The sequence below is a fragment of the Pokkaliibacter plantistimulans genome, from assembly GCF_003194385.1.
Classification (GTDB): domain Bacteria; phylum Pseudomonadota; class Gammaproteobacteria; order Pseudomonadales; family Balneatricaceae; genus Pokkaliibacter; species Pokkaliibacter plantistimulans.
The window spans coordinates 61,385-87,857 of sequence record NZ_LAPT01000001.1; the positions used below are offsets into that span (position 1 = coordinate 61,385).

Here is a 26,473-nt window from a genome sequence, read left to right on the forward strand (position 1 = left end):
AAAAAGAGCAGAAAGGAATAGCCATGACTATTGAAATCAAGGCACCTACGTTTCCAGAATCCGTAGCTGACGGCACCGTCGCTACTTGGCACAAACAACCAGGTCAGGCGGTTGCCCGCGATGAACTGATTGTAGATATCGAGACTGATAAAGTGGTTCTTGAAGTGGTTGCGCCTGCTGATGGCGTAATCAAGGAAATTATCAAAGGCGAGGGCGACACCGTCCTCAGCGCTGAAGTGATTGCGATTTTTGAAGAGGGCGCCGCTGCGTCCGCCGCACCTGCAGCTACTCCTGCTGAAGCATCTGCACCTGCTGCCGCTGAAGAAGTCAGTGACGAATCAGGTTTCGGTCCTGCAGTACGCAAGCTGCTGGATGAGAACAACCTGAAAGCTGCTGATATCAAGGGCACCGGCAAGGGTGGTCGCATCACCAAGGAAGATGTACTGAACCATCTTAAGAACAAGCCAGCTGCACCTGCTGCGGCCGCTGCACCTGCCGCTGTTGTTGAAGTCGCTGCCGGTCCTCGTGTTGAGAAACGTGTTCCGATGACCCGCCTGCGTGCCACCATCGCCAAGCGTCTGGTGGAAGCACAACAGAGCGCGGCCATGCTGACTACCTATAACGAAGTCAACATGAAGCCGGTCATGGAGTTGCGTAGCCGCTACAAAGACCTGTTCGAGAAAACCCACAATGGCGTACGCCTGGGCTTCATGTCCTTCTTCGTCAAAGCGGCCACTGAAGCGCTGAAGCGTTTCCCAGCCGTTAACGCCTCTCTGGATGGCAATGACATCGTGTACCACGGTTATCAGGACATCGGCGTTGCCGTATCGACTGAGCGTGGTCTGGTCGTACCTGTACTGCGTGATACTGATGACATGAGCCTGGCTGATGTTGAACGTACCATCAATGACTTCGCCAAGCGCGGCCGCGAAGGCAAGCTGGGTATGGAAGACATGCAGGGCGGCACCTTCACTATTACCAACGGCGGTGTGTTCGGTTCATTGATGTCTACCCCCATCCTGAACCCGCCACAAACCGCAATCCTGGGTATGCACAAGATCCAGGAACGCCCAATGGCCGTTAATGGTCAGGTCGTTATTCTGCCGATGATGTATCTGGCACTGTCTTACGATCACCGTCTGATCGATGGTAAAGAAGCAGTACAGTTCCTGGTGACCATCAAAGACCTGCTGGAAGATCCCGCTCGTCTGCTGCTGGACATCTGATCCGTTACACACATTGACTAATACAGGAATGAAATGATGTCAGAGAAATTTGACGTAGTTGTCATTGGTGCTGGCCCTGGTGGATATGTTGCTGCCATTCGTGCTGCCCAGTTGGGTCTGAAGACCGCATGTGTGGAAAAGTGGATCGACGCCAGTGGTAAGCCCAAGCTGGGTGGTACCTGCCTGAACGTTGGCTGTATTCCTTCCAAAGCGCTGCTGGACTCTACTCACAAGTTTGAGGAAGCCAGCCATGGCTTTGATGTTCACGGTATTTCCGTGGGCGAAGTGAAAATGGACGTTCCTGCGATGGTGAAGCGCAAGAACCAGATCGTTGACAACCTGACTGGCGGTATCGCCGGCCTGTTCAAGGCCAACGGTGTGACCTCCATCCAGGGTACCGGTAAGCTGCTGTCTGGCAAGAAAGTCGAAGTGACTGACAAAGACGGCAAAGTGACCGTGGTTGAAGCTGGCAGCGTGATCCTGGCTTCTGGTTCTGTCCCTGTGAACATTCCTCCTGCACCCATGAACGGCGACACCATCGTCGACAACGTTGGCGCACTGGATTTCCAGGAAGTGCCTAAGCGTCTGGGCGTGATCGGTGCTGGTGTTATCGGTCTGGAGCTGGGTTCTGTATGGCGCCGTCTGGGTTCTGAAGTCATCGTACTGGAAGCTATGAATGACTTCCTGTCGCTGTGCGATGTCGACATGAGCAAAGAAGCCATGAAGCTGTTCAAGAAGCAGGGTCTGGACGTACGTCTGGGTGCTCGTGTGACTGGCAGCGAAGTGAACGGCAGCGAAGTGACCGTCAAGTACACCGACGCTAATGGTGAGCAGTCTGTTGTAGTAGACAAACTGATCGTCGCTGTTGGCCGTCGTCCTTACACCGAAGGACTGCTGGCAGGTGATGCTGGCGTGGTACTGGATGAGCGCGGCTTCATCAAGGTTGATGATCAGTGTGCTACCAGCGTGCCTGGCGTATTCGCCATCGGCGATATCGTTCGCGGCCCGATGCTGGCTCACAAAGCGTCCGAAGAAGGCATCATGGTTGCAGACATCATCGCTGGTCACAAAGCTCAGATGAACTATGACCTGATCCCCTCTGTTATCTACACTCACCCTGAGCTGGCGTGGGTTGGTAAGAACGAGCAGCAGCTGAAAGCTGAAGGCGTTAAGTTCAAAGTCGGTAAATTCCCCTTCGCTGCCTCTGGTCGTGCGATGGCTGCGAATGATACCGACGGTTTCGTCAAGCTGATCGCTGACGAAGAGACCGACCGCATCCTGGGTTGCCACATCATCGGTGGACACGCTGCTGACCTGATTGCTCAGGCTGTGGTTGCCATGGAGTTCGGTTCAAGCGCTGAAGATATCGCTCTGACTGTATTTGCTCACCCAACCGTGAGTGAGGCAGTTCACGAAGCAGCGCTGGCTGTTGACGGTCACGCGATTCATATCGCCAACCGCAAGCGTAAGTAATACAGGAGCTGGCGTACGCCAGCTCGGGATCAGATCCCGTTTTCGGCTGGTGGCAACATCAGCCGATCACCAGAAAGAGGAATGGCAGAGCAGGGCAATTGCCTTGTGAACCATCCTCTTGCTGGGACAAGCCAGGTAGCAGACATCAGATCTGCTGTATCTAGGACAGTACACACTTAAACGGTAGCAAGCATGAATCTTCACGAGTACCAGGCAAAACAATTGTTTGCCGAATACGGCCTGCCGGTATCCAAGGGTTTCGCCGTGGATACACCGGAAGCGGCTGCAGAAGCCTGCCAGAAAATTGGCGGAGATATGTGGGTAGTGAAAGCACAGGTGCACGCTGGTGGCCGCGGTAAGGCCGGTGGTGTGAAACTGATCAAGTCTCCTGCTGAAGCTCAGGAGTTCGCTGCCAAATGGTTGGGCCAGCGTTTGGTTACTTACCAAACAGACGAAAAAGGCCAGCCTGTTTCCAAGATTCTGGTAGAAAACTGCACCGATATCGCCAGAGAACTGTATCTGGGCGCGGTGGTAGACCGTTCTACTCGTCGCATCGTCTTCATGGCTTCCACTGAAGGTGGTGTGGAAATCGAGAAAGTTGCTGAAGAAACTCCCGAAAAGATTCTGAAAGCAACCATCGATCCTCTGGTAGGCGCTCAGCCTTATCAGGCGCGTGAACTGGCTTTCCAACTGGGCCTCGAAGGCGACCAGATCAAGCAGTTCACCAAAGTATTCATGGGTCTGGCCAAGATGTTCCAGGACTATGACTTTGCTCTGCTGGAGATCAACCCTCTGGTTATCACCGAGCAAGGCAACCTGCACTGCCTGGACGGCAAGATCAACATCGACAGCAACGCTGTATACCGTCAGCCCAAACTGCAGGCTTTCCACGATCCTTCACAGGAAGATGCTCGTGAAGCCCACGCTGCTGAATGGCAGCTGAACTACGTTGCTCTGGATGGCAACATCGGCTGTATGGTTAACGGTGCTGGTCTGGCCATGGGTACCATGGACATCGTCAAACTGCACGGTGGCTTCCCAGCCAACTTCCTGGACGTAGGTGGTGGCGCGACTAAAGAGCGTGTAACCGAGGCGTTCAAGATCATCCTGTCTGACGAAAATGTTAAAGCCGTTCTGGTCAACATCTTCGGTGGTATCGTACGTTGCGACCTGATCGCTGACGGTATCATGGCCGCTGTTAAAGAAGTCGGCGTGAAGATCCCTGTCGTTGTTCGCCTGGAAGGTAACAACGCAGAACTGGGTGCACAGAAACTGGCCGAAAGTGGTATGAACATCATCGCTGCTACCAGCCTGACCGATGCTGCTCAGCAAGTAGTTAAAGCAGCGGAGGGTAAATAATGAGCGTATTGATCAATAAAGACACCAAAGTGATCTGCCAGGGTTTCACTGGTAGTCAGGGTACTTTCCACTCTGAGCAGGCACTGGCCTACGGCACTCAGATGGTGGGTGGTGTTACCCCCGGTAAAGGTGGTCAGACTCACCTGGGCCTGCCAGTGTTCAACACTGTCAAGGAAGCTGTAGACGCTACTGGCGCTGAAGCTTCAGTTATCTACGTTCCTGCTCCTTTCTGCAAAGACTCCATCCTGGAAGCTGCTAACGCTGGTATCAAACTGATCGTTTGTATCACCGAAGGTATTCCTACGCTGGATATGCTGGACGTTAAAGTGAAGTGTGACGAACTGGGTGTGCGCCTGATCGGCCCTAACTGCCCAGGCGTTATCACTCCCGGAGAGTGCAAAATCGGTATCATGCCTGGCCACATTCACCTGCCAGGTAAAGTCGGTATCGTATCTCGCTCCGGTACTCTGACTTATGAAGCTGTCAAGCAGACTACTGACGCTGGTTTCGGTCAGTCTACCTGCGTAGGTATCGGTGGTGACCCCATCCCCGGTTCTAACTTCATCGACATCCTGAAACTGTTCCAGGAAGACCCACAGACCGAAGCGATTGTGATGATCGGTGAAATCGGTGGTACTGCTGAAGAAGAAGCGGCTGCGTTCATCAAAGCCAACGTTACCAAGCCTGTTGTTTCCTATATCGCGGGTGTTACTGCTCCTGCTGGTAAGCGTATGGGTCACGCTGGGGCAATCATCTCTGGCGGTAAAGGTACTGCTGATGAGAAGTTTGCAGCTCTGGAAGACGCTGGTGTTAAAACTGTTCGCTCCCTGGCTGACATCGGCAAGGCGTTGGCTGAACTGACTGGCTGGGCAATGAAGTAATCCTTCTCCACCAGTAAGAAAAGCGAGCCTTGTGCTCAGATGCCAGTCAGTTCTGCTGACTGGCATTTTTATTTTCAGAGAGAGTGCTTTGGTCGGAGCTCATGCAAGAGTGCAGCGCTCGTTCATTTTCAGCGTAATGAATGATCAGTCGATCTGTTTTTGTCGCAACAGGCGTTGTGTTCGCGACGAATGTTTTCCGTTTCATAAAGGCTTTTGCTATGGAGCTAACCAGACAGGCAAGTACCGTGAGAGCGTAAGTGCTGTGTGGGGTGGGTGATGGAAGTAATGATGGTGAATCACTTGTTATTTTGATTGCTGTGACAGATTGAGTGGTATTCGCTGGCGCTCAGCCACTCGCGGTGACAGACGCCCGGCAGGTCGGAGAAAAGCTCGTCAGATCAGACTGTCGTGTGGCCAGCCATCCAGCTGCACATTCTTTTCGGAGATATGGCTGGCCTGAGTGCTGCGCAGATGGACGCAGACATCACGGAGCTCTTCCTGGTGGCTATCGCTTTTTGCGGCGATGCTGTCGGCGTGATGGCGACCTGCTTCCTCCCGGTCAACGCTTTCACGATTCATCAGGCGCTATAGCATGAACTCCTGACGTGGGGTATCAATGTACTCGGGCAGCAGGTTGTTGACGGTGACGTTATCCGCTCCACATCTCGGCTGATGGCTTTGCAGATAGCCGGCAGTGCGGTACGTGCCGAGGTCAACAGGTCCATCATGTAGTGGACTTCACCATGGCCGGTATAAAGGCACGGATCGGCTGGGAAAGTTGGCGTGAATGGCATAAGCAAGGTTGCTTCATGTCAGTCTTGCAGCTTACCGGCGACGAAGTGGAGCCTGTTGCTGGAGTCGCCTGCTGCAATTGCGCGGTCACCCGTTCCAGTTTGTCAGCGTCACAGCTGTTGAGGGTGATGTTCATACTTTCGCGCAACAGTGAACGGGCGCAGGTCAAGCCCAGGCTCTGCGAGGAACCGCAGATAAATGCGCTACAGCCTTTGATTCCAAGATCCATCGAGTTCTCCGGCGGGCGCTGGTAGCCGTGTGACGGCCACAGGCGCATTCAAACCTGTAAGAGGAAAATCTCGGTGAAAAATACCTGCATGGTCTACCAGGAGCGGCGGTCGGCACGGGCGTTATAGGCTGCAAAAGGCGGTGTGTGCGGATGATCAGGCTCGGTAAAGGCGTGTCTAATTTGTCATTATCTGATGTATTTCTGGCACCCGTCATACTGACGTCAGTTCCGCAACAGCAGGGTGATCCGCGCTGGAGCGACTATGCTTAGTCGATGGCTTTTGCTTGGCGTCGACGGATTGCCTGAGAGCATATTCCCCGGCAGCTCGGCAAACGCCAGGTGGAATTGCTCTTGCTTGAGATGAACGCATCTATGCTGTCTACCCAGATCGTCCACACTATTGGTACATCCATCTATTTTGTGGTCTTTATCCTGCTGTTCTGGTTCAGCCGGATACCCCGTGCCAATACGGCTGCTCGCTGGTGGGCGAGAGCGATCTTGTTTGCGCTGCTGTCTCGGTTGCTGCTGTTTATCCTGTTTTCTCTTGAGCAGGAGCCACTGGCACTGCTGTTTTACGGCAGCTTTAGCGTTCTGGAAAAAGCCTGTCTTGCAGTGGGTATCTGCCGTTTTTTCAATCTAACCACAGCACTGCGCTGGTTCTGGGCTGGCGCGCTGATTACCGAGCTGTGGTTGCTGATCACCTGGCTGCTGCACTGCCCGACACTGGTGCTCACCGCTGGTTTAAGCGCGTTCAATATTGCATGTCTGCTCTATGTCGCAGGTACGGCCTGGCGTGAGCGACAGAGTCTGCATCGCCTGATGACGGCGTTATCGGCTACCAGCAGCTTGCTGGCGCTGCACTGGCTGTTTGCTTTCCCCACCATGGAAGTGCTGCCGGAATGGAAAGTGCTCGGTTTGCTGGTGGGTACGGTACTGATGCTGACGCAGTATCTGCTGCTGTTGATGGCGGTTCTGGTGGTACTTCAGCAGCGCTTGCTGGATGCCGAAGAACGGGCGCTGGAGCTGGCCTTTCATGATCCGCTCACCGGGTTAAACAACAAGCTCTATATGGGAAAGCTGTTTGAGCAGGCGCTGGCGCTGGCGAGCCGCCTCAATCAGCTGCTGGCGGTCATTTACATTGATCTGGATAACTTCAAACCCATCAACGACGGTGCCGGGCATAGCGTGGGCGATGAAGTGCTGAAAATTGTTGCCAGACGTCTTCAGTCGCATACCCGCAGTGCCGACATCTGTGCCCGCATCGGCGGCGATGAATTTATGGTGATTGCGACCCAGCTGGAGGATGAAAATCAGGCCAGAGTTATCGCCGAGAAACTGCGCAGCTACGTCACCGAGGTCATTCACATCGGCAACAGGAGTTATCATCTGGGTGCCAGCATTGGCATCAGTCTTTACCCTTACCACGGCAGCAGCCTGCAACAGCTGATCCAGAATGCTGATAGCGCCATGTATCAGGCCAAGCGTAACGGCAAGAACGGCTATCAGATCTTTGGCAAGCCGGGCTAGCGCTTTCGCCCGTGTGACGTGATCACCACAAACTCATTTGGCCCGGCGCCTGAAAGCGGCTGCAGTCCAGTGGCAGGCGGCGCTGATTGAGACCGTAACGCTTACAGGCCAGCCTGAAGCGCTGGGCAATCAGGTCGGCAAACTGACCGGTGCCACGCATACGTGTGCCAAAGCTGGCATCGTAGTCTTTGCCGTCACGGCTCTGGCGCACCAGGCTCATGATATGGTCGGCGCGCTGCGGGTAGTGCTGTTGCAGCCAGTCCTGAAACAGCGGGCTGACTTCCAACGGTAGGCGCAGCAGCACATAGTTGGCGCTGGTCGCGCCCGCACCGGCCGCGGTCTGTAGCAGGCGTTCTATCTCCACATCATTCAGCGCCGGGATGATCGGCGCCATCATCACGCCGACGGGCACACCGGCTTTGGCCAGCCGCTCTATGACCTTGAGGCGGGCGGTAACGGTGGCTGTACGGGGTTCAAGTGTGCTGCGCAGCGTATCGTCAAGACTGGTCAGGCTGATGTACACGGCACACAGCTGCTCGCTGGCCATTTCCTGCAGAATATCCAGATCGCGCAGAATCAGTGCACCTTTGGTCACGACCGAGAAGGGCTGCTTGAAGCGTCGGCAGACTTCCAGCAGGGAGCGGGTCAGGCGGTACTGGGATTCAATTGGCTGATAGGCATCGGTATTGGCGCCCAGCGCGATGACCTGACACTGGTAACCCGGTTTTTGCAGGGTTTCCTCCAGCAGCCGGGCGGCGTTGTGCTTGTAGATCAGCCGGGTTTCAAAATCGAGGCCGGGCGACATATCCCAGTAGGCATGACTGGGGCGGGCAAAGCAGTAGATGCAGCCGTGTTCACAACCGCGATAGGGGTTGAGGCTGACATCGAAAGGAATGTCCGGTGAGGTATTGCGTGACAGGATGCTTTTGCTGGTTTCCTGCCGTACCTCGGTCGCGATGGAGGGTTGATCCTCCGCTGCATCGTGGTACCAGCCATCATCCACCTGTTCCAGTGACTGACCATGAAAACGGTTGTGCGGGTTGTTCAGCGCGCCACGGTGACGCATGGCCTGTCTGTCGCTGTGTAACTGGCTGGCAGGCTGGCGGAAAAAGACCTTGGGTTCAGGCATCGCGGCAGGCTCAAAATAACTGGCTGTATATACAGTATTTTTGTCGGCGCCGTTTTGCAAGAAGGAAATGAAAAGAGCTGCCGAGGGGAAGCGACAGCTCCGGGGTGTGCGCTTGCGGATCAGCTGTGGAGCTGATCAGAAGTGATGATTGAAGCGCAGGATAAAGCGGTTACCCTGCGCCCGGTTTTCTGCATCCTGCTCGAAATAGAGGTTGGCAAACATCGAGTCATCCTGACCGAGTTTGTAGACCATACCCGGACCGATAGCCCAGACCTTCTCGCGTCGTCCTTTCACGTCTTCACCGTCCACCTGGGTATCGGTGATCTGCTTCAGCCAGTAGCCGTTCAGGCCGACACTCATGTTGGCGTTCAGCGCGTATTCAGTCGTGAAGTTGGCATGCAGCGCCTGTCCGGCCTGACTGTCATGGCTAGCACCAAGGCTGGTCGATGGGTCGTCATTCTTGCCATTCCACAGATAGAACAGGCGTCCCGAAAACGACCACTTGGGTGTCACCCACAGGGTGGCGGCGTAGTAGGGGTTGATGTTCCAGTAGTTATTGCCGGGGTTGATGGCCTTGTTGCGGTCATAGCTGCCGGTAGGAATGCTGACATCCAGCTCGATGCGCTGGGAAAAACGCGGACCGTTCTCGCCCATGATGGGATCGAACTGCAGGAAGGCGCCGACAATGGTGTCGCCCAGACCGGTCTGGCTGTCCAGCGCAGCATGGTTGAGACCGTCGTCCACCCTGGCATCGGCAACCCAGGGCAGCAGCACAGTGACGCCGGGAGAGGCATTGCCCCAGCGCAGATCGGACTGATAGATGACCTGCGTCAGAGGCACAAACAGGTTGATGTCCTGTTTGGGCAGGCCGAGCTTGTTACCGTCGGCATCGTTCATCCGCTTGGAGTTGATGGACTGCAGATACTCGATGGCGTACCAGCCCGGGCCGTTGGGAGCCGGAGCGCCATCGTAGAAACTGGTGCCGCCGAGATTGACGGCAGGCAGATCGTAGGCAGAAGCGGCAACAGGCAGCCCTGCCAGGCCAAGGGCCAGCATGATGGAAGTGCTACGCATGGGAAAACCTCGATTATTGTTGTTGTCGGGGTGTCATGCAGCGGCGAGCGGTCGCAGAGCGTGGAGGGGAGCCAGACTCCGCCAGACCGTATCGTCGCCGTTATGTTTTGGTTGCTAATGCGCTTTACAGATAGCTGGCCGCCAGCCCGCCATCGACCGGGATAGTGGCACCACAAACCCAGCGTGCGGCATCGGAGCAAAGGAAGGCGATCACCGCGGCCACCTCGTCGGCATAGGCGGGGCGCTTCATGCGGTGAGCATCTTTTTGCACCCGTTCTTCACCCAGCATGGTGACGAAGTCACCCAGAATCGGGGTAAACACCGGGCCGGGCGCGACGCAGTTGAGACGGACGTTATGTTCGAGAAACCACGGCGATGCCTGTTGCGTGGTCCAGACGATCAGCGCTTCCTTGAAATACTGGTAGCAGGTTTCCTGAGCGACCGGGTTGGCATCCAGCCAGGCTAGCCCCTCGGCATAGCTGGACGTGGCCGCCAGTGCCTTGTGCTGTTCCAGTCGTGCGGGCCATTCAGCACCCAGGATGGAGGCGATGTTGACGATGCCAGCTGCCGGGCTAAAGCGGGGCAGTAGTGTCTGGCAGAGGTGGCGCAGGCCAAGGTAGTTGACCTTGCCGACCAGCTCGGCAGGGGCGGTGCCCGGTACACCGGCGATATTGCACAGCCCATCAATGCTGGCGGGCAGTGCATCGACCAGGGCATCGATCTGTGCAGTGCTGCTCAGATCGACCTGAATAAAGTCATCCAGAGTCATGGCCGGGGCATTACGATCCAGACCAATGACTCGTGCTCCCTGAAAGCGGGCCAGACGGGCGACTTCGGCACCGATACCAGAGGCGACGCCGGTGATGACGAGGGTTTTGTTGTTCAGGCTCATGATGTTGTTCTCTTTATTGTTCATGGACAGTCGTGGGAAAACGTCGCTGCAGGGCGAAGGCACCGTGATGCAGCCGATGGTGAACAGGTGCTCAAAAGGGGTAGCGGGTCGGCTCACCCTTGATAGTCACCCACTGCCAGTGGGTGTAGTTGTCCCAGTCAGTCGGGCCGCCTACACCGCCGCCGTTGCCTGAGTTGCCGCAGCCGCCGAACGGATTGATACATTCGTCGTTGACCGTCTGATCATTGATATGCAACAGCCCGGTGTGCAGTTGCTGGCCGAGAGTAAGGGCGCGATTGATGTCGGCAGAGATCACCGCTCCAGCCAGACCGTATTCGGTGTCGTTGGCCAGCATCACGGCCTCTTCGTCGCTCTGGAAGGTGACGATAGTGGCGACCGGGCCGAAGATTTCCTCATCAAAACAGCGCATGCCGGGTGTCACGTTGGACAGCACGGTGGGGGAGTAGAACAGCCCGTCGTAGTTGCCGCCGGCTTCCAGCCGCGCACCGGCGGCGATGGAGTCCTGCACGATGCCGTGCACCCGTTGCAGCTGACGATGGTTGATCAGTGGCCCCAGCGCCACCTGCCCGGAGGTTGGGTCACCGACGGGCAGGTGGACGGCTTTTTCCACGATTCTGGCGATCAGCGCCGGAGCCACGTTTTCCTGCACCAGTATGCGACCTGAGGCCATGCAGATCTGGCCCTGATGCATATAAGCACCCCAGGCCACATTGCTGGCGGCGAGGTCGAGGTCGGCATCATCAAGGATGATCAGCGAGCTTTTTCCCCCCAGCTCCAGCGCGACTTTTTTCAGATTGCGGCCACAGGCTTCACCGACTTTACGGCCTGCTGCGGTTGAACCGGTAAAGGCCACCATGCCGATTTCAGGGGCATTGCACAGGGCTTCACCTGCTTCGACACCGCCGGGCAGGACCTGATACAAGCCCTTGGGCAGACCCGCATGGGCAAAGGCCAGTGCCATGATCAGCCCGCCGCTCACCGGTGTTTGTGGATCAGGCTTGCTGACCACCGCATTGCCGGTGGCCAGTGCGGGCGCGATGGAGCGCAGTGACAGAATCAGAGGGAAGTTGAACGGCGAAATAACACCGACCACGCCGTGAGGAACGCGCTGGGCATAGGACAGCCGCCCCGGAACACTGGGAAGCGTCAGACCGTTGGGTTGCAGCAGCATGGCCGAGGACAGTTGCAGCAGGGTAATGGCTTCGCGCACTTCATGCTGGCCCTTGGGGATGATGCCGCCGGTTTCACGAGCGATAAACAGGCTCAGTTCATCGAAGTGCTGCTGCAGGTAGTCGGCAGCGCGCAGGAAGATAGCGGCCCGCTCTCGGGGAGGCATCTTCACCCACTGCTGTTGTGCGAGTTTGGCACTGGTGGCCGCGGTCAGCACGTCTTCGGCTGTGGCCATCCCGGTGATGGTCAACGTCTCCTGCGTGGCAGGTTCCTGCACCGGGTTCAGGCCGCCGCTGGCGGTAATCCAGTCTCCGTTGAACAGCTTGCCATGCCAGAGATGATGCTTGAGCACGGCAGTGGAGGATGTACTTGTTGTCATTATTGGGTCTCCAGTCAGCAATTGAGCTTGCCTGGCAGCTATCGCAAACGCTGTGCCCAATCGTCGATCAGGCCCTGAAAAATCTGATGAGGCATATATAACTATCTGAATTTTATAAAGATATTCGCTATGTCTGTGGATTTGGGCGCATCCACTGCAGCGCCTAATGTAAAGCGCTGGATTTCTCATTTAGTAAAGAGTATCAAGTAAACTGATAAAAAATTGATGATTTGCGCAACCTGCCAGGAGGCACCCTCCACTCAGGAAGCAGTCGGCGAGCGAATGCCCGCCGACGTAATTCACTGTCTTTTTCGGGGAATAACAACAATGACGCACCCTGGCCGTATTTCACTTGCCGACCTGTCTCGTCTCGATGCAGGGGTTCTGCTGCGTGGTAACTCCAGTCAGCTGGACTATCAGCATTCGCCCACGCTGGAAGAGCTGACCGAGTGTTTGTGCTTTTCGCCCGGTGACGGACGTATCTGGCTCAACGATCAGCGCATGCTGCTGATTCACGCCTCTTCCCTCGGCACCTTGCGCCGGGAGCTGATCGATACGCTGGGTATCGAGGCTGCCCGGGGGCTGCTGACCCGCACCGGCTATGTGTCGGGTACGCGTGATGCTCAGCTGGTGCGGCAGCGCTGGCCGGACGCTGATCCGGCCTCCATCTTCGGTGCCGGTACGCAACTGCACGGGCTGGAAGGGATGGTGAAGGTGGAACCTGTGCATTTCGAGTTCGATACCGAACAGGGCCGCTACGAGGGAGAGTTTCTCTGGCATCACAGCAGTGAGGACGATGAACACATAGCTGCCTATGGGATCGGGACTGATCCTGCCTGCTGGCTGGAGCTGGGGTATGCCATTGGCTATGTCAGCGGTCTGGTGGGGCGACTGGTACTGTTTCGTGAGGTGGAGTGCCGATCCATGGGCAGCCGCCAGTGCCGGGTGATCGGCAAGACGGCGGAGCTGTGGCCCGACGCCGAGGAGGATTTGCGCTATCTCAATCCGCAGGGGTATGCCAGCCCCACAGTGATGTCTGCAGAGCAATCCACCGTAGTGGCGACCACCGCAGAGGCCGACAACAGTGTGAAAATGATTGGCGCCTCGGCGGCGTTCACCGCCGCCAGTCATGCGTTGCAGAAGGTCGCGGGCACGCAGGCGACGGTATTGCTGACGGGAGAATCCGGGGTAGGTAAGGAGCTGTTTGCCACCATGCTCCATCGCCTCAGCCCTCGCAGCCAGCAGCCTTTTGTTGCCTTCAACTGCGCGGCCATCCCGGAGAATCTGTTGGAGTCGGAGTTGTTTGGTGTCGAGCGGGGAGCTTTTACCGGCGCCTCGCACAGCCGCGCCGGTCGCTTTGAGCGGGCCCATGGCGGCACGCTTTTTCTGGATGAAATCGCAACGCTCAGTGCTGCCGGGCAAAGCAAGCTGCTGCGCGCGTTGCAGGAGCGTGAGGTGGAGCGGGTGGGCGGCAGCCGTGCCATCAAGGTCGATGTGCGGGTGGTTGCGGCCACCAACGAAGACTTGCGTGATGCGGTCAAGCGCGGCGAGTTCCGTGAAGACCTGTTCTATCGCCTCAATGTCTTCCCCATTCCATTGCCGCCGCTGCGTGAGCGGCGTGACGATATTCCGTTGCTGGTCAGCCACTTCTTCCAGCATTACTGCCAGCTGCATGGCCGCCTGTTGCGCGGGATGACGCAAAAGGCCACTCAGGCACTGCTCAACTACGACTTCCCCGGCAATATTCGCGAGCTGCAGAATCTTATCGAGCGAGGCGTTATTGCCGCCGACGAAGACGGGCTGGTGGATATTCCCCATCTGTTCCGCAACGAGAAAATTCCCCAGAGCATGATTTTTTCTGTCAACCGGCAGGGAGCGCTGAGCAATAAACCACAGGCATCGGCAGCGTCGTTGTGGGAGCAACTGCAGCAGCTGGCGGGTGATGAGCTGTCGATGGAACAGCTGGAGCAGCGTCTGTTACAGGAGGCGGTGGAGCGGGCCAACGGCAATCTGGCTGCTGCTGCACGACAGTTGGGATTGAGCCGGGCGCAGCTGGCCTATCGCCTGCAAAAGCGATAAATGTGCAATCGTGAAGGAAAAATTGCCTGTTGCCGAACGATGAAACTTGGCGCTAGTATCAAAAATATGTCAGGTAAGTTGATAAAATGAGTGGCGGGAGTCACCCAATGCACAGAGCTTATCCTGACTATGTGCTGTCGTTTCCTCCTCAAGAACAACAACAGGAATCCGCTATGGCAATGATTACATCACAGGCCTCGGTCTCAGCCAGGTCTCTCCCGCTTACCCAATCTTCCTCTTCACTCTTGCGGGCCAGAAGGCAGGGAGGCCAGCATGTCTGATGCACAACTGGCCATGTTACTGGAGCAGAGCAAGGGCAATCCGCCACCACAGAATGGCGATATTCAGGCACTGAGAGACTGGTTTGAGGGGCTGAATGCGGTGTTTCCGATGGCACCGGAAACACAGGTGCAACGAGTCAATCTCGGGCCCTGTTCAGCGGATCTGCTGAGTTCACCGGACAGCGATCCCGGCAAGCTGGTGATCTACTACCACGGTGGCGGTTTTATCATGGGGTCGGCGCAGTGTTACAACACCATCACCAGTTTTCTGGCACAGGCAGGTGGTGTCACCGTGCTGAGCGTCGATTACCGGCTGGCACCGGAAAGCCCGTCACCGGCAGGTCATGAAGACTGTCTGCACGCCTATCAGTGGGCGCTGGCGCAGGGCTATCAGCCGGGGCAGATCGCGCTGGCGGGGGATTCGGCAGGAGGCAATCTGGCACTGTCGACCGCGGTCAGTATCAGTCGGCTCGGTTTACCTCAGCCTGCTGCCGTGGTGGCGATGTCTCCGGCGCTGGATCTGGCCAATGACACCGAATCACACACGACGCTGGCCGATGCACCCTTGCTTAACCGGGCCATGAGCGAGCTGTTTCTGACGGTGTTCATTGGCGATGGCGACCGGCGCTCGCCTGCAGTAACGCCGTTCTATAGCCCCTTACCGGTACTGCCGCCCGTGTTGCTGCATGTTGGCTCAACGGAAATGCTGCGCGATGACAGCGTCGTGATGGCCGAGCGTATCCGAGTGGCGGGCGGTCAGGCGGAGCTGAAGCTGTGGCCGGGTATGTGCCATTCGTGGCAGCTTTTCGCGCCCGCACTGGATGAGGGGATGCAGTCCATCGTTGAGGCGGCCGCTTTTATCCGGCGCTATATGGGCTGATCCTGTTCTGACACCGCTTTTGGTAACACAAGCGGTTTGCAGCAACCCGCATAAGGCTGGTGGAGATCAGATCTCCGCCAGCACTCTTACCAGATTGCGCAGCTGCTTTTGCAGTGTGCCTTGCTCCTCTTCTGACAGCTCCTCCAGCATCTGAGCCTCAAGCTCAGCAATGGCGTCGTCGCACTGTGTCAGCAGGGCCTGACCTTCTGCAGTCAGGCTGATCTGGATGATCCGGCCATGATTGGGGTCGGGCTGGCGCTCGATCCAGCCTCGCGCCTCCATTCCCTTGATCAGCTCGTTGGCGGCCTGTGGAGACACCATGGTGCGCTCTGCCAGCTGAGCATTGGACAGCTGACCACGTGTACTGAATACCGATAGCGCCGTGTATTGGCCGATAGTCAGGCCCAGTGGTGCGATGGCCTGGCGGATATGCCGGTTGAGAGCACGATCCAGTCGGCCGATCAGGTAGGACACGCCCAGCGGCTTGCGCCCTTCATTACTCAGGCTGTCATCGGCTACGGCTTCCGTAACATTTTTTTTCATCACTACCGCCTTGCGCTTTTCCAAATGCAGTCTTAGTATCAATTCAATATCAGGTTAGTTGATATTATGTGTTGAGGCAAATGCGCTGGCCCGCCTGCGTCATTACACACCATATCGATCCGTCATTGAGCAATTCATGTCCGTTAACAACAACATCAGAGGGCTGACATTATGAGTAATTACCTATCGCGCTGGAATACCGTTACGGTTGAAGTGGAATCAGGCATTGCCTGGGTGACCCTCAATCGTCCGGAAAAGCGCAATGCCATGAGCCCGACACTGAACCGGGAAATGATTGATGTGCTGGAAACGCTGGAGCTGGATGACGAAGCTCAGGTGCTGGTACTGACCGGTGCTGGGGAGTCCTGGTCGGCGGGGATGGACCTCAAGGAGTATTTCCGCGAAACCGACGGGAAGTCTGATGTATGGCAGGAGCGTATGCGCCGTGACTGCTCCGAGTGGCAGTGGAAATTGCTGCGCTTCTACACCAAACCCACGATTGCCATGGTCAACGGCTGGTGCTTCGGGGGTGCGTTCTCCCCGCTGGTTGCCTGTGATCTTGCCTACGCGGCAGATGAGGCGGTATTCGGTCTGTCAGAAATCAACTGGGGTATTCCTCCCGGCAATCTGGTCAGCAAGGCCGTTGCTGATACTATGGGCCACCGTCAGGCGCTGTATTACATCATGACCGGCGACACCTTCACCGGTCAGGAAGCAGCAGAGATGGGACTGGTCAACAAGAGCGTGCCACTGGCGCAGCTGCGAGAAGAAGTGCGCCAGGTCGCGGTCAAGCTACTGGAGAAAAATCCGGTGGTGCTGCGGTTTGCCAAACATGGCTTCAAACGCTGCCGTGAGCTGACCTGGGATCAGAACGAAGACTATTTGTATGCCAAGGTCGATCAGTCGATTCATCGTGACCCGGAACGCGGCCGTGCAGAAGGGCTGAAGCAGTTCCTTGATGACAAGACCATCAAACCCGGGCTGCAGACCTACAAGCGCCGCGGCTGAGGCGCCGGAAGGATGCCCTTACAGCATGTCGGGGCATCCCTTTGAGCGCGCAGCGACGCAACCAGAGCCAAGATCAATTCAACAAAAATAAAAGTGCCCCCGGCGAGGGGTGTTGATCGACAGACTGCCACCGTGTTCGTGGCGACTATTCAACATCTTCAGGCAAGCCGGTCAGGCAGTTTCCATGTAGTCACCGCAGGTGCAGCTATGCTGCGCCCCAGGGAGGAAGACACATGAATGCCATCCATGCGGCGAGACAGCCCGGTCGCCAGCCGGAACTGCAGACTGCTGTCCGCTATCGCGATGTAACCATTGGTTCTGCACCAGTGGAGGTGACACAAGACGCCGACGGCGTCTGGCGATTTCTGTCCAGAGAACCTTTACAGCCTTACCCACGTTGTCTGACCGACCGGCTGCAGCAAGGCGCCAGTCAGCATCCTGACCGTACGCTGATTGCCGAGCGTGATGCGGGTGGGCAGTGGCGTGAGGTCAGCTATGCACAAATGGTGCAGCACGCGCGCAGTATTGGTCAGGCACTGCTGGACCGTGGCTTGTCTGCTGACCGGCCTTTGCTGATTCTGTCCGGCAATGATATCCCGCATTTGCAGCTGGCGATGGGAGCCATGTACGCCGGTATTCCCTTTTGTCCGCTGTCGCCGTCCTATTCGCTGCTGTCGGAAGATTTCGGCAAATTGCGCCATGCCATTGAGCTGTTGACGCCGGGTATGGTCTATGCGACGGATGGCGATGCTTTTGCCAGAGCGATTAATGCTGTGGTGACGGACGACGTCGAGGTGGTGCTGGCGCGCGGAAATATTGCTGACCGCCAGACCACTGCCTTTACGGAGTTGCTGGCAACCACGGCACACAGTGTGGATGAGGCCAACGCACGCATTACCCCTGAGCAGATCGCCAAGTTTCTGTTTACCTCCGGTTCGACCAAGTTACCCAAAGCGGTCATTACCACGCATCAGATGCTGTGCGCCAACCAGCAGATGCTGCTTCAGACCTTCCCCTGCTTTGGCGAGGACGCGCCGGTGCTGCTTGACTGGTTGCCGTGGAATCACACCTTTGGCGGCAGCCATAATGTCGGCATCGCACTGTACAACGGTGGCTCTTATTACATTGATGAGGGCAAACCAACGGAGAAGGGCTTTGCTGCCACGCTGCGTAATCTCCATGACATCAGCCCGACGGTGTTTTTCAACGTACCCAAAGGCTGGGAGCTGCTGACCGATGCACTGAATGATGATGCCAGCCTGAGAGAGAAGTTCTTTTCCCGCATGAAGCTGTTTTTCTTTGCTGGTGCCGGGCTGTCGCAGGCGGCATGGGATCGCCTCGATGCGGTCAGTGAAAGCCACTGTGGCGAGCGTATTCGCATCATGAGTGGACTTGGGATGACTGAAACATCACCATCCTGCACCTTCACTTCCGGCCCCCTGATGTTCGCCAACTATGTGGGGCTGCCTGCGCCCGGGTGTGAGGTCAAGGTGGTGCCGATGGGTGACAAAGCCGAGGCACGTTTTCGAGGCCCACATGTGATGCCTGGCTACTGGCGCATGCCTGAGCAAACGGCGGAAGTGTTCGATGAAGAGGGGTATTACTGCAGCGGCGATGCCATCAAGCTGGCGGATGACAATCACCCCGAATACGGTCTGGCCTTCGATGGCCGTATCACCGAAGACTTCAAACTCAGCTCGGGAACCTTCGTCAGTGTCGGGCCTATGCGTGCGCGGCTGATCAGTCAGGGTGCGCCCTACGTGCAGGATGCCGTCATTACCGGCATGAACCGCGATGACATCGGCGTGATGATCTTCCCGCGTCTGGAGCATTGTCAGAAGCTGGCGGGATTACCGGCTGGCAGCCCGGCGCAGCAGATTCTCGACAGTGAACCGGTGCGTGCAGCATTTGCGGCATTAATAGCGAAGCTCAACCTGAGTGCGACCGGATCGGCTACCCGCATTGCGTTTCTGCATCTGCTGGTGGAGCCGCCTTCAGTCGATCAGCATGAAATCACCGATAAGGGTTCGATCAACCAACGTGCGGTGCTGACACGACGTGCTGCGCTAATTGAGAGCATGTATAGCGGTGAAGATCAGCGAATGATTGTGGCTGCTAAATAGTGCGAAGGTTCTGAAGTGCGTTACACCTGTTGGGGCAGACTGAGTCTGCCCTTTTTTATGGCTATAACGCTCTGGTGAATACCCTGGCTAGTCCCGGCGCAGATGATCGGGAATGGCAATCGGGCACTGAAAGTTGAAAGCGACAATATAGGATGACAACAGGAAAGTCAGAATCGCAGTGGCCTGAATAACGTGGGAGGCTTCAATGCCGATCATATTCAGGTCCGTGGCCAGATAGGCTATCAACAGCGAGAACTCGCTCACCTGCCCCAGACGAAAGCCAATTTCCCAGCCCATCTTGGCGTCTTCACTGATGCGTGTCAGCAGGCCGCGGAAAATCACCGGCTTCAGCGTCAGTACCAGTGCCGCCATGACCAGTGATGGCAGCAGAATCTTGCTGATCAGGCCGAGGTTGAAACTGGCACCAATGGAGAAAAAGAACAGGATCAGGAAGAAGTCGCGCAGGGGTTTCAGACTGGTAGCGATATATTGCGAGATCGGGCTGGTGGCCAGTACCACACCGGCAGCAAACGCACCCATTTCCGCCGACAGGCCCAGAAACTGGGCACCTTCTGCCATACCCAGGCACCAGCCGATGGCCACCAGAAAGATATATTCGTGGAAGCGGTCAAACTTCTGGATCAGTTTGAGCAGTACAAAGCGCACGAACAGGTAGGCAAAACCACTCATCAGCGGCAATGCCAGCAAGGTTTTGAGGTACTGCCAGCCTCCTGAAGATGCTGCCGAGGTGTCGCCTGAATACATACCCAGCAGGACGATGATGGCAATCACGTCCTGTAACAGCAGCAGGCCCACTACCAGCTCACCCGTGTGCTTGTGGTGGAGTACGGTGGTCGGCAGCAGCTTGATGCCGACGATAGTGCTGGAGAACATCATCGCCAGCCCGATGATCAGGCTTTCGGTCTGGGTAAAGCCAAATCCCACACCCACCGCATAACCCATGGCAGCAAAGGCGATAGAGCTGAGTACCGCTACCAGAGTTGCCTTGCGCAGCATGTGCAACAGGTGGGAAGGCTGCATATCGAGCCCGAGCAGAAACAGCAGGAAGATAATGCCGATGTGGGAGATTTCATCCAGCAGTTTGATATCGGACACCCAGGCAAAGCCATAGGGGCCGAAGGCTGCGCCAAGGGCAATGTAGGCAACCAGTAGCGGTTGGCGGGTATACAGCGCGATGGAAGCCAGCACGGCGGCACCGGCAAAGATCAGAAAGAACGAGTAAATCAGGTGTTGTTCCATACGCTACTTCATCCTGACAAGTAGGTTTGCGGATACTCGTAAGAACGTAGTTACGATCTGCTGCGTGCTCGTCACATGGCCATGATTGCCCTGCCTGAGTCAGCTTCATGAAACCGCTATTACGTTCTAATCAATTCAATCAAGGCTGGCAGGCTGGGGTTGCCAGTGGCGCTGTCGCCAGATCCACGTATACAAGCCCGAGTTTATACAACGTTGGGCGAACTGTACCAGCCAGATGGCCAGCAGTCCGCCACCCAGAATGGGTCCAAACAGCCAGGCCAGGGGTAAAAAGAAACACCACTGACTGACGATATTGATGGTCATGGACATCTGCCCGGCACCTGCGCCGTACAGTGCCTGATTGAGCACCAGCGAGGCGGCATCCAGCGCCAGCATCAAGGCGGTGATGATCAGCAGCGGGCTGGCAGTGGCAATAAGGTTGCTCTGTGGCAGAAACAGACTCAGCAGGAAGGAAGGGAACAACCAGAGCGGTATGCCCAGCACCAGCAGCACGACGAAGGCTGTCTTGACGCCATCAATGCCCCAGCGATAAGCCGCGTCGGGATGATTGCGGCCAAGTGCATGGCCAACCAGTGTTGTGCAGGCCATCCCCAGACCGACGCCGGGCAGAATCAGCAGTAGTGACAGATTCATCAGTACATGGGCAATGGCCTGCTGGGCAGTGCCGAGCAGGCCGATGATCCAGAACAGTACGGTGAGGCTCAGGGCAAAGGATAACTGCTGTGCCGAATGGGGGATGACATAACCCAGCATGGTACGAAGAAGTATCAGGGAGAGCAGGCGACAGGATGGGTGTAAGGTGCGTACCACCAGCAGCCCGTAAGCGAGGCTGCCGACGTAGAGTGAAATGGTTGTGCCCAGCCCCGCGCCTGAGGCGCCCATTTTTGGCAAGCCCGCATGTCCGTAGATCAGGCAGAAACTCAGACTGGCATTGAGCAGATGGGTCAGTGCCAGCCACTTCAGAAAGGTGCCAGGTTGGTGGGAGCCATTCAGCACACCGCGAAACACCAGACTCATGGCAACGGCGGGCAAACCCAGAATACGCCAGTCAAAGTAAGGTTCGGCGATGGCCTGCACGCTGGCATGGATGGTGATCCAGTGCAGCAGCGGTGTCTTGATTGCCCAGAACAGCCCGACAACCAGCAGGCTCATCAACAGTCCCAGCAGCATACCGTTGCTGAGTACCGCGCGCTGTTGCTGCCGATCTTCCGCACCACAGGCATGGGCAATGTTGGCCTGTACGGCTGAGGCCAGTCCAAGAAGCAGGGCTGTCGCCAGGAAAATGGCATAACTGCCTGCACCTACGCCAGCCAGTGCATCTTCGCCTAAACGTCCGACCAGAGCGGTATCTACCAGATTCATCAGGCTCTGGGACAGCATACTGCCTACGATAGGCAGACTGAGGCTGAGCAATTTGCGGTAACGCAAATTGATTCCACGTGAACGTAGCAGGGGGAATCGAAATAGGGGCATACGGGACAGTTGTCAGGTAAAAGGCCGCCATTCTATCAGAGTGCTGAGGCTGCCGGAAAAAAGATAATAACCTAGTAAAAAGGTAGGGTTTATAAATTGAAATTCGTACCTTAAAATACCCGGCAAGACCGTGATATTTATCAAGATAGTGAGCGGATATAATGCCCGTCTTGACCTGTTCCAATGAGTACAAAGCAGTACTCGTACAAAGGGGATGCTATGTTAACCGTTACTGAAAGTGCACAGGACTATCTGGCGACGTTGCTGGAGAAGCAGAATGTGGAAGGGATGGCCGTTCGCATTTTCGTCACTCAGCCAGGCACGCCCTATGCAGAAACCTGTCTTGCCTACTGCCGTCCCGAAGAAGTTATCCCTACTGATGATGTGACTGAATATACTCAGTTCCGTCTCTACGTTGAGCCGAACAGCCTGCCTTTTCTGGAAGAAGCCGTGGTGGATTATGCCACTGACCGTATGGGTGGCCAGCTGACCATCAAGGCGCCGAATGCCAAGATGCCTAAAGTCAGTGCGGATAGTCCTATCGAAGACCAGATCAACTACATTCTCTATAGTGAAATTAACCCAGGTCTCGCCAGCCACGGTGGTGAGGTGAGCTTGGTGCGATTGGAAGAAGAAACGTCCGGTAAAGTGGCTATTCTCAAGTTCGGCGGTGGTTGCCAGGGGTGCAGCGCTGTTGATATGACCCTCAAGGAAGGTGTGGAGAAGACGCTGATCGAACGTGTTGCAGGCCTGGTAGCTGTACGCGACGTAACCGACCACACTGTCAAGGAAAATGCCTACTATCAGTAAGCCTGATTGCTTGCCTGAATGGCCAGAAGCCCATCCGTTGAGATGGGCTTTTTGTTATCCGGAGTATGGCTTCGCAGCGAAGTGGGTAGCGTCTAATGAGCTATTCGTGCTCAAAACATAAAGCCTATATGCAAAATTGATCTGTTCAAAAAGTGCACAATTCGTCGTGCTTTGCTATACCTATAGCTGTCAGCTTCGTCCGTTATGCTCCCCGTTGGGGATAGTGTCATACAGCGAGTGTCTGTTGAGCAAAGAGCAAGGCGAAACTGAAGGCGGATGCAGCCTTAGGGCTGCATCCCTGTTACCTGACAGGTGTTAAGACCAACCTTCCATCAAAAGGTAAGTGTGTAAAACCGCCAAATCGTTAACCTACGTTTTTGAAATGGATTTTTCCCTTCCTTAGGCAGAGCGCAATACTCTGCCTCTTTGTTATATCCCCTTGCTTATCGTTTTCCGTTGTACTCGGTTGTATGCGATGGGGTTGTACTGGGATGAACGTTTTCCTTCACCTGTCTGAACAAAAAATGGCCCGAAGGCCATTTTTTGTTCAGCGTGTATACTTTGCTGCTTAACGAGTGGGTAGCACGTCTTTCAGCTTGGCACGCATGCTGCGCAGGCAAGTCTCAGTTGTCGCCCAGTCGATACAGGCATCGGTAATTGATACGCCGTATTTCAATTCGCTCAGATCGGCCGGGATGGACTGACTGCCCCAGTTGATATGGCTCTCGATCATCAGACCCATGATGGATTTGTTGCCTTCCAGAATCTGGTTGGCGACGTTGTCTGCGACCAGAGGCTGCAGTGCAGGATCTTTGTTGGAGTTGGCGTGGCTGCAGTCAACCATGATGTTGGTCGAGACACCTGCCTTACTCAGTTGCTGTTCGCAAAGCGCGACGTTGACAGAGTCGTAGTTGGGTTTGCTGTTGCCGCCGCGCAGTACGACATGGCCATACTGGTTACCGCGAGTACGGGTGATGGCCACTTTACCCTGATCATCGATACCCAGGAAGTTATGTGGGTGTGACACCGACTGCAGGGCATTAATGGCGACGCCCAGGCCACCGTCCGTTCCATTCTTGAAGCCGATAGCACAGGACAAGCCGCTGGCCATCTCACGGTGAGTCTGTGATTCAGTGGTACGAGCGCCAATGGCTGACCAACTGATCAGGTCCTGAAGATACTGTGGAGAGATAGGATCCAGTGCTTCTGTTGCCAGGGGGAGGCCAAGCTCGGACAGATCGAGCAGCAACTTGCGAGCGGTATAAAGACCGGTCTCGATGTCAAAGGAATCATCCAGATAGGGGTCGTTGATCAGGCCTTTCCAACCGACAGTAGTGCGGGGCTTCTCAAAATACACACGCATGACGATATAAAGGGTATCAGACAGCTCTTCCGCCAGGGCTTTGAGGCGTTTTGCATAGTCTTTGGCCGCTTCTACGTCATGGATGGAGCAGGGGCCAATCACCACCATCAGGCGGTGGTCCTGACGGTCCAGAATGTTGCGCACGATATCACGGCCTGCCAGCACGGTATTACGTGCGCGCTCAGAAATGGGCAGCTTGGCTTTCAACTCATCGGGTGTTGAAAGCAGCGTTTGGGATTCGATATTGAGGTTTTCTACACGTGAATCTGTCATTTTCTTTCCTGGCCTTGCGGCCGTTATACTAAGCCCTTTGTGTGACGGCTGTGCCGTCCCCCCGAGCTTTGTACCATAGTGAGCTCAGGCACAGAAGCCCATAAGATTCAAACTATTGGCTTAATAGCCTGCATTTCTTTGTTGTCCTGGCTGGTATGCGAGCGATTGCAGAGATGCAGGGCCTGACGACGGTTGGGGAACTTCTGACGGTCGAAACGCTCTATGCCATATCTGTCCTTATTTTCCGGTATCTGCATGTTACGCATAGTATTCGCCTGCCTGCTGGGCATCCTGATATCACCCGCTTACGCCGGGTTGTTCGATAAATCTTCAAATACTGAGCCGTTGCCGGTCGATCAGGCTTTTGTGATGTCGGTTGATCACAATGCGAAGGGCGAGGTGGCGCTGAGCTGGTATATCAGCCCGAGTTACTATCTCTACAAAGACAAGATCAAGGTCGAGGCATCCGGCAGTCAGGTGGAGAGCCTGATGCTGCCCGATCCGGGCGAGGAGAAGCAGGATCCTCTGTTCGGTAAGGTCGTGGTCTACCATCAGCAGGCTCACGCACAGATTTCTCTTGCTCGAGCTGAGAGTGCGGCTGCTTCGGATACGCTGACCGTCACCTATCAGGGATGCTGGGAAGGAGGGATTTGCTTTCCTCCTGTACAGCAGCAGCTGAAGGTGACAGATATTCCCGTTCGTGCCAGCGACAGCATAAATACGCCCGTCTTACCGGCTGACAGTGTGGAGAGCAGCAAGCTCTCCGGGCCTGCAGAGCCTGTTCAGGGACAGGGTGTCACAGTGCCTCCGGAAGGCGAGCAGGTATCTACCAGCAATACGGGGTCATGGTTTTCGGCGGGGCAGGCTGACTTCCTGCAGCTGCTGAAACAGCAAAGTAGCTGGGTCATCGTGCTGGCCTTCTTTATTGCCGGTCTGGGACTGTCCTTCACGCCCTGTGTGTTTCCAATGATTCCCATTCTTTCCAGCATGATTGCGGGCCAGCAAGGGCCGATGTCCAGCCGACGTGCCTTTTTTCTTTCCCTGACCTATGTGCTGGCCATGGGAGTGACCTACACGATCGCGGGGGTGATCGCTGGATTATTTGGCGCCAATCTTCAGGCACAGCTACAGGCACCATGGATACTGATCTTGCTTGCTCTGTTCTTTGTGACCTTTGCGCTGGCGATGTTTGGTGTGTTTACCCTTCAGTTGCCCTCGGCATTGCAAAGTCGCATCAGTGTTGCTGCCAATCGGAAGAATGGGGGCGGATGGGCTGGAATTGCTGTGATGGGCATGCTTTCAGCACTGATTGTTGGACCCTGTGTGGCTGCTCCGCTGGCTGGCGCATTGATCTTCATCGGCCAGCAGGGGAGTGCAGGGCTTGGCGCGGCAGCACTCTTTGCCATGAGCCTTGGGATGGGGGTGCCATTATTGATAGTGGGCATGTCTGCGGGGCATATCCTGCCAAGAGCTGGCGCTTGGATGGAATCGGTCAAGCACGTTTTCGGCGTACTGATGTTACTAATGGCTTTGTGGCTGTTGGAGCGCGTATTGCCACTGGGATTAGTGCTGGCTTTGCTAGCCATTGTATTGCTGCTGGCGGCTGTCGTGTTGGGTGCATTACAGCCTCTTGATAATACTGCCGGTGCTGGAAGGCGTCTGGGTAAGGGTATTGCACTGCTTGTGCTGTTGTACTCGGTCGTATTGCTGGTGGGGCTGGCAGGTGGTAGCCGTAATCCACTTGCTCCTCTGGCAGTCTATGCGGGGAGTAGTCATGAAGGTAATGTCAGCACGGAGTTGAATTTTCACACCGTCACGACCTGGGCGGAATTGCAGCAGCAGTTGGCTCAAGCCAAAGAGCAGGGGCGCCCGGTGATGATGGACTTTTATGCTGACTGGTGTATCTCCTGCAAGGAGCTTGACGCTTTTACCTTCAAAGATGCGGCTGTCATGCAGGAGCTGAAAGGCTTTCACCTGATCCGGGTTGATCTGACCGCAAACACGACAGACCATCAGCGCATGTACAAGTTCTACGAACTGGTTGGCCCTCCCGCATTGGTTTTCTATTCCTCCCAGGGTGATCTGTTACGATCGATGAGCTGGTCTGGTGTGTTGTCAGCCGAGCAACTGTTGCGTCACCTGTCCAGGATGCCCATCTGACCCTGAGGCAAGCCCGGAGTCCCGCTGTTGAGCGTCGCTCCGGGCTG

At 56.0% G+C, this 26,473-nt stretch carries 20 protein-coding genes; 11 read left to right on the top strand and 9 right to left on the bottom strand.

The window, feature by feature from the left end:
* The first annotated feature begins 23 nt into the window (after nucleotides 1-23).
* The 4 genes from odhB (at nucleotide 24) to sucD (ending at nucleotide 4,939) form a co-directional block, all read left to right on the top strand.
* Nucleotides 24-1,226: a 2-oxoglutarate dehydrogenase complex dihydrolipoyllysine-residue succinyltransferase gene (gene odhB / locus WH50_RS00265; RefSeq protein WP_110185525.1), complete on the top strand. Its 1,203-nt coding sequence runs from the start codon at nucleotides 24-26 to the stop codon at nucleotides 1,224-1,226.
* Between the two features lie 36 nt (nucleotides 1,227-1,262).
* Nucleotides 1,263-2,699: a dihydrolipoyl dehydrogenase gene (gene lpdA, locus WH50_RS00270; RefSeq protein ID WP_104151590.1), complete on the top strand. Its 1,437-nt coding sequence runs from the start codon at nucleotides 1,263-1,265 to the stop codon at nucleotides 2,697-2,699.
* Nucleotides 2,700-2,891: 192 nt separating this feature from the next.
* Nucleotides 2,892-4,058, top strand: coding sequence for an ADP-forming succinate--CoA ligase subunit beta (gene sucC / locus WH50_RS00275; protein WP_104151589.1), 1,167 nt, complete (start codon nucleotides 2,892-2,894; stop codon nucleotides 4,056-4,058).
* Complete coding sequence (gene sucD / locus WH50_RS00280) at nucleotides 4,058-4,939, top strand: succinate--CoA ligase subunit alpha (RefSeq protein WP_110185526.1); 882 nt, start codon at nucleotides 4,058-4,060, stop codon at nucleotides 4,937-4,939. Before sucC ends, sucD begins: the two co-directional genes overlap by 1 nt.
* Before the next feature lie 393 nt (nucleotides 4,940-5,332).
* Here sucD and WH50_RS00285 read toward each other — a convergent pair whose 3' ends face one another.
* Entirely contained in the window at nucleotides 5,333-5,518 is a 186-nt protein-coding gene (locus WH50_RS00285; protein WP_110185527.1) for a hypothetical protein, read from the bottom strand.
* An 814-nt stretch (nucleotides 5,519-6,332) separates the two neighbouring features.
* Here WH50_RS00285 and WH50_RS00295 point away from each other — a divergent pair.
* Nucleotides 6,333-7,487: a GGDEF domain-containing protein gene (locus tag WH50_RS00295; protein ID WP_110185529.1), complete on the top strand. Its 1,155-nt coding sequence runs from the start codon at nucleotides 6,333-6,335 to the stop codon at nucleotides 7,485-7,487.
* 22 nt (nucleotides 7,488-7,509) lie between these two features.
* Here the strand turns inward: WH50_RS00295 and WH50_RS00300 are convergent, their stop codons facing one another.
* The 4 genes from WH50_RS00300 to WH50_RS00315 all read right to left on the bottom strand — a co-directional run bounded on the left by WH50_RS00300 (nucleotide 7,510) and on the right by WH50_RS00315 (nucleotide 12,152).
* Nucleotides 7,510-8,616, bottom strand: a complete 1,107-nt coding sequence (locus WH50_RS00300; RefSeq protein ID WP_165838248.1) for a PA0069 family radical SAM protein — start codon at nucleotides 8,614-8,616, stop codon at nucleotides 7,510-7,512.
* 135 nt (nucleotides 8,617-8,751) lie between these two features.
* Nucleotides 8,752-9,690 carry a SphA family protein gene (locus WH50_RS00305; RefSeq protein ID WP_110185530.1) on the bottom strand — a complete coding sequence of 313 codons (939 nt, stop codon included), beginning with the start codon at nucleotides 9,688-9,690 and terminating at the stop codon, nucleotides 8,752-8,754.
* Nucleotides 9,691-9,814: 124 nt separating this feature from the next.
* On the bottom strand, nucleotides 9,815-10,606 hold the full coding sequence (locus WH50_RS00310) for a coniferyl-alcohol dehydrogenase (protein WP_243409924.1): 792 nt from the start codon (nucleotides 10,604-10,606) through the stop codon (nucleotides 9,815-9,817).
* 67 nt (nucleotides 10,607-10,673) lie between these two features.
* Nucleotides 10,674-12,152 (bottom strand): benzaldehyde dehydrogenase, encoded by a 1,479-nt coding sequence (locus WH50_RS00315; RefSeq protein WP_110185532.1) that lies wholly within the window; start codon nucleotides 12,150-12,152, stop codon nucleotides 10,674-10,676.
* A 327-nt stretch (nucleotides 12,153-12,479) separates the two neighbouring features.
* Between WH50_RS00315 and WH50_RS00320 the strand changes: the two genes are divergently transcribed.
* Nucleotides 12,480-14,231, top strand: coding sequence for a sigma-54-dependent Fis family transcriptional regulator (locus WH50_RS00320; protein WP_110185533.1), 1,752 nt, complete (start codon nucleotides 12,480-12,482; stop codon nucleotides 14,229-14,231).
* Nucleotides 14,232-14,504: 273 nt separating this feature from the next.
* On the top strand, nucleotides 14,505-15,392 hold the full coding sequence (locus WH50_RS00325) for an alpha/beta hydrolase (RefSeq protein WP_110185534.1): 888 nt from the start codon (nucleotides 14,505-14,507) through the stop codon (nucleotides 15,390-15,392).
* 66 nt (nucleotides 15,393-15,458) lie between these two features.
* Here the strand turns inward: WH50_RS00325 and WH50_RS00330 are convergent, their stop codons facing one another.
* Nucleotides 15,459-15,935 carry a MarR family winged helix-turn-helix transcriptional regulator gene (locus WH50_RS00330; protein WP_104151569.1) on the bottom strand — a complete coding sequence of 159 codons (477 nt, stop codon included), beginning with the start codon at nucleotides 15,933-15,935 and terminating at the stop codon, nucleotides 15,459-15,461.
* Between the two features lie 171 nt (nucleotides 15,936-16,106).
* On the opposite strand from WH50_RS00330, the gene WH50_RS00335 reads away from it, so the two are divergent.
* Entirely contained in the window at nucleotides 16,107-16,943 is an 837-nt protein-coding gene (locus tag WH50_RS00335) for a p-hydroxycinnamoyl CoA hydratase/lyase (RefSeq protein ID WP_104151568.1), read from the top strand.
* 233 nt (nucleotides 16,944-17,176) lie between these two features.
* Nucleotides 17,177-19,066 (top strand): feruloyl-CoA synthase, encoded by a 1,890-nt coding sequence (locus tag WH50_RS00340; protein ID WP_110185535.1) that lies wholly within the window; start codon nucleotides 17,177-17,179, stop codon nucleotides 19,064-19,066.
* 87 nt (nucleotides 19,067-19,153) lie between these two features.
* On the opposite strand, the gene WH50_RS00345 is transcribed toward WH50_RS00340, so the two are convergent.
* Nucleotides 19,154-20,326, bottom strand: coding sequence for a cation:proton antiporter domain-containing protein (locus WH50_RS00345; RefSeq protein ID WP_110185536.1), 1,173 nt, complete (start codon nucleotides 20,324-20,326; stop codon nucleotides 19,154-19,156).
* Between the two features lie 135 nt (nucleotides 20,327-20,461).
* Nucleotides 20,462-21,775, bottom strand: a complete 1,314-nt coding sequence (locus tag WH50_RS00350; RefSeq protein ID WP_243409925.1) for an MATE family efflux transporter — start codon at nucleotides 21,773-21,775, stop codon at nucleotides 20,462-20,464.
* Nucleotides 21,776-22,039: 264 nt separating this feature from the next.
* Between WH50_RS00350 and nfuA the strand changes: the two genes are divergently transcribed.
* A complete protein-coding gene (nfuA, locus tag WH50_RS00355; RefSeq protein WP_104151564.1) occupies nucleotides 22,040-22,630 on the top strand; it encodes a Fe-S biogenesis protein NfuA in 591 nt (196 codons plus the stop codon).
* 568 nt (nucleotides 22,631-23,198) lie between these two features.
* On the opposite strand, the gene WH50_RS00360 is transcribed toward nfuA, so the two are convergent.
* The gene (locus WH50_RS00360) at nucleotides 23,199-24,266 is read right to left on the bottom strand and encodes a 3-deoxy-7-phosphoheptulonate synthase (protein WP_110185538.1); all 1,068 of its coding nucleotides are present in this window, start codon (nucleotides 24,264-24,266) and stop codon (nucleotides 23,199-23,201) included.
* Nucleotides 24,267-24,521: 255 nt separating this feature from the next.
* Between WH50_RS00360 and dsbD the strand changes: the two genes are divergently transcribed.
* Complete coding sequence (gene dsbD / locus WH50_RS00365) at nucleotides 24,522-26,426, top strand: protein-disulfide reductase DsbD (protein WP_165838250.1); 1,905 nt, start codon at nucleotides 24,522-24,524, stop codon at nucleotides 26,424-26,426.
* The last annotated feature ends 47 nt before the right edge of the window (nucleotides 26,427-26,473 follow it).